The sequence below is a fragment of the Bellilinea sp. genome (assembly GCF_034432615.1).
Classification (GTDB): Bacteria; Chloroflexota; Anaerolineae; order Anaerolineales; family Anaerolineaceae; genus Bellilinea.
Window position 1 is genome coordinate 1 of record NZ_DAOUBL010000259.1, and the last position, 3,457, is coordinate 3,457.

Sequence of the window (3,457 nt, forward strand, 5' to 3'; positions counted from 1 at the left end):
GCGAGTTATATCGAGTGGCTGGACGGAGGTAATGGACATGGACAAGACCGAATGGCGGGTCTATCGCATCGAGGACAGGGACGAACTGGCCGCGGCGATTGCGTTGTATGAAAAGCGCAAGGGGGTGAGACCCCGTTATGCACGGGTCAGTGAGAAGGCCCCGGCGTGGCTGCTGGCACTCTTGGAAGAAGCGGACGGGTTGGAGATTGAGCGGGCGGGTAATCTACTCGCGTTCGATGTCTGGCTGACACAGGAGAAGAAAGCGCAGCCACAGTTGAGTTTGTTTGGGGAGGCGGGATGATGGCGAAAGTGATTACGGTTTATAACCAGAAAGGCGGGGTAGGGAAAACCACGCTGGCAGTGAATCTGGCGCACGGGTTGGTGCGTCTGGGAAAATCGGTAACGCTGGTAGATCTGGCCAACCCGCCGTACTGCCACAGGTGGTTTGATATTCCTGCGGACGGTTCTGCGCTGCGATGGATGCAAGGGGAGCAGATTGTTCCTCACAAGACACGTGCAGGGATTAACGTTCTGCCGGGCTACTGGCCAAGCGCTGGTGATCTGCTGGATGGAAAAGAGATGTTGCTACGGGCAAGCGATATCCGGCGGGAACGCTTTGAGGCGTTGGGAACGGATGTCGTTGTGGTGGACGGGTATCGGTATGAATGGGCAGTTGAAAGGGAATTGTTGAGGTTATCCGATCTGGTATTGATTCCCCATGATCCGGGAACGCCGTTGGAAAGTACTGCAAACACCCTCAAGATGTGCCGCGAATTGCAGGAGGAGGGCTGGACGGGGCCATGCTTTGTCATCGGGATTGTAGAGACAGTAGCAGATGTGGGGCGAGCATTGGAGATGGGCAGGTCAGCGGACGGGGTATTTCTGCTGACCTGGAACGAACGGATGAGGCAAAGGCGGACGGCGTTTGAGCCGCCGCGGGTGGCGCGGGTGATGAGCGAATATCACAATTTGGCGTTATGGGTTACGAGCGAAGGGGGGAAGAGGCGATGAAAATATTTGCCTTTGTCAATCAAAAAGGCGGGGTGGGCAAGACCACTTCGGCGATCACGCTGGGGCATGGACTGGCGATTAGCGGACGCAAAGTATTGTTGGTGGATGGAGACAAACAGGGGCACATCGAGCGGCATCTGAACATTCCGAAAACGCCGGGCTTTCGGCGCTGGTTTTACGAGGAAGAACCGCTGGGAGAACATCTCATCGAAGCCAGGCCGAATCTGTGGGTATTACCGGGCGACAAGAGTACCAATCTGGTGATTGGCAAATTACGGGATGAACCACTGGCAACGCCGATGTTCATCAAGCGGCTGCGTCAGGAATTGGAGATGGGGAACTTCGAGGTTGGAATGATTGATCTGGGTCCTGGTCTGGATCATCTGCAGATGGCGGCGATGATGGCGGCGGATTATGTGTTGATACCGGTATCGCCGCGATTTCTGGACATGGATGGAGTAGCCGAAGTGACCAACACGATGGCGGAGTTGAACTACAGTCAGGGGAAGGAATGGCGGCGGTTCATCATTCTGCCGACCATGTACATGCGGATGTGGAAGGAGAGCGGGGTACGATTGAAGGAACTGGTAGAACGCTTTGGGGCAATGGTATGGCCGCCGATACCTAACGATCCGCGTGTTGCAGAAGCGCCGGGGCGGGGTAAGACGTTGTGGGAGTACGCGGCGGAGACCAAAGCGGTCAAAGGGATCGAGGCGGGACAAAAGCGGATTGGGGGGTATGAAGAAGCGTTGGAACGGCTGAAAAAGTTGTTGGAGGAAGGATGAGCAAGCGAAAGGGAGAAGAGATACTATCGGCATTCGATGGATATGATGAGGGTATCCGGCTGCTGCTGGAAGAAACCCAGCGGCGGGCTGAAGAAAGCCGCCTGTCGCCTGTGGAGAGAATGAAAGTGACGGAGCTCAGGCACAAGGCAGAGGAACGGAAGCGGAAGGCAAAGGAAAAGTGGGAAAAGGCCAAGGGGATGCGGGTATCTGTATATCTACCAAAGAGTCTTCAACAGGAAATTGAAGAAATAGCACAAACAGAAGGCACCAGCGAATCGCAGGTGATGACCTACTTATTGTTTGAAGCCGTAGAGAAATACAAGCGGAAAGAGATTGGTTTTTGGGGTTACAAACACCCTTCGGAGTCGCCGAGATACGACTTCATTCTGGTTCATCCAAAGGATACGGAAAGGACGGGAAAAATTGAGTCGAGAAAATCGCAAAAAAACAATTGGAGTGGTTGATTTAGTAGCGCTACTTACAAAATTCAATAGCGCTACTTTATGGTGCTACTTGAGTTTATTAGTAGCGCTATTGAGTAGCGCTATTAAAAAAAATAAGGAGTGCTACTTACCCCACTTAAAACGCCCTACAAGGCGTCTTTTTGAAAGGGGGGGCTATGTTTGTATCCCTTTGAAATAAAGCCCAAAATTAAGCCGTTTTAGAGGCTTTTTTCGATTGTTTCAGAAATCATTGAAATCAAGGTTCAGGAGGTGAATTTATGAGCGACAACCGACAAATCATTCCCGATGTGGAAGGAGGCAAGAGATGAGCATCGAGGTCATGACCAGGGTTTGGAAGAACAGTCAGCAATCCGGCACAGCATTGCTTATCTTGCTGGCGTTAGCGGATTGGGCAGACGATTTCGGATACTGTTACCCTGGGCATACGGCTATTGCACGCAAAGCACGGACGACGGAGCGAAACGTTTACCTGATTTTGAACAGGCTGGCAGAAATGGGTGAAATACGCATTGTTCGGAAGGGGGCAGGTGGAAAGCGCAAAGAGACGTCGATTTACCAGGTCATCGTTGGAATGACGGAACAGGAGATTGTCCGGAGTGAAAATCTCTCGCCCATTGCCCGGGGCGTTTCACCTGAAAAAATTTCACCTGAAAAAATTTCACCTGAAAAATCATGCAGCCCATTAAATGTATTAATTAACCGTCAATTAAATGCTGCTGTTAATCCTGTTAATTTTAATATGCAGCAGCATTTAATTGACGATTCACCTGAAAATTTTTCACCTGAAAATATTTCAGGTGAAAAATCTTTCGCTGAAAAATCGCATAAAAACAGTTTGCCGCCCGAAATCGAGGCACAGCTCAAAGCGCTTGGCTGGCGCGGGTCACTCGCCGATGCCGAAAAAGCCTGGCAGGACGATGCCGAACGCGTCCGTCAGTGGCTGTGGTATGCCGGAAAGCAGGGCATGAGCGGGGCACTGCTGCGCACTGTGTTGCGCAACACCGGCGAGTATCCGCCAGAACTCGATCCGAACAGCAGCATGAGCCGACGCCGCTATCTGGAGGGATCTTATGCCGAATTTGTCGAACACTGACCTGCGCCGCTTGCAAGAGCGGCTGGGCTGTGAACTGGTGGGTGAACTGGTGCGGGAATTACCGGACGCCGACCTGGAAGCGGCGTTTCTGGGCGAGACCCACC

The 3,457-nt window shown here is 52.3% G+C and carries 5 protein-coding genes; all 5 read left to right on the top strand.

Features of this window, described 5'->3' with window-relative positions:
• Positions 1-37 precede the first annotated feature (37 nt).
• The 5 genes from VAE48_RS11375 to VAE48_RS11395 all read left to right on the top strand — a co-directional run bounded on the left by VAE48_RS11375 (position 38) and on the right by VAE48_RS11395 (position 3,353).
• Positions 38-301: a hypothetical protein gene (locus tag VAE48_RS11375; RefSeq protein ID WP_322793447.1), complete on the top strand. Its 264-nt coding sequence runs from the start codon at positions 38-40 to the stop codon at positions 299-301.
• Complete coding sequence (locus VAE48_RS11380; protein WP_322793448.1) at positions 298-1,011, top strand: ParA family protein; 714 nt, start codon at positions 298-300, stop codon at positions 1,009-1,011. The genes VAE48_RS11375 and VAE48_RS11380 overlap by 4 nt, the downstream gene beginning before the upstream one ends.
• Positions 1,008-1,796 (top strand): ParA family protein, encoded by a 789-nt coding sequence (locus VAE48_RS11385; RefSeq protein WP_322793449.1) that lies wholly within the window; start codon positions 1,008-1,010, stop codon positions 1,794-1,796. The genes VAE48_RS11380 and VAE48_RS11385 overlap by 4 nt, the downstream gene beginning before the upstream one ends.
• On the top strand, positions 1,793-2,260 hold the full coding sequence (locus VAE48_RS11390) for a hypothetical protein (RefSeq protein WP_322793450.1): 468 nt from the start codon (positions 1,793-1,795) through the stop codon (positions 2,258-2,260). Before VAE48_RS11385 ends, VAE48_RS11390 begins: the two co-directional genes overlap by 4 nt.
• A 319-nt stretch (positions 2,261-2,579) precedes the next feature.
• A complete protein-coding gene (locus tag VAE48_RS11395) occupies positions 2,580-3,353 on the top strand; it encodes a helix-turn-helix domain-containing protein (RefSeq protein WP_416181042.1) in 774 nt (257 codons plus the stop codon).
• Positions 3,354-3,457 lie beyond the last annotated feature (104 nt).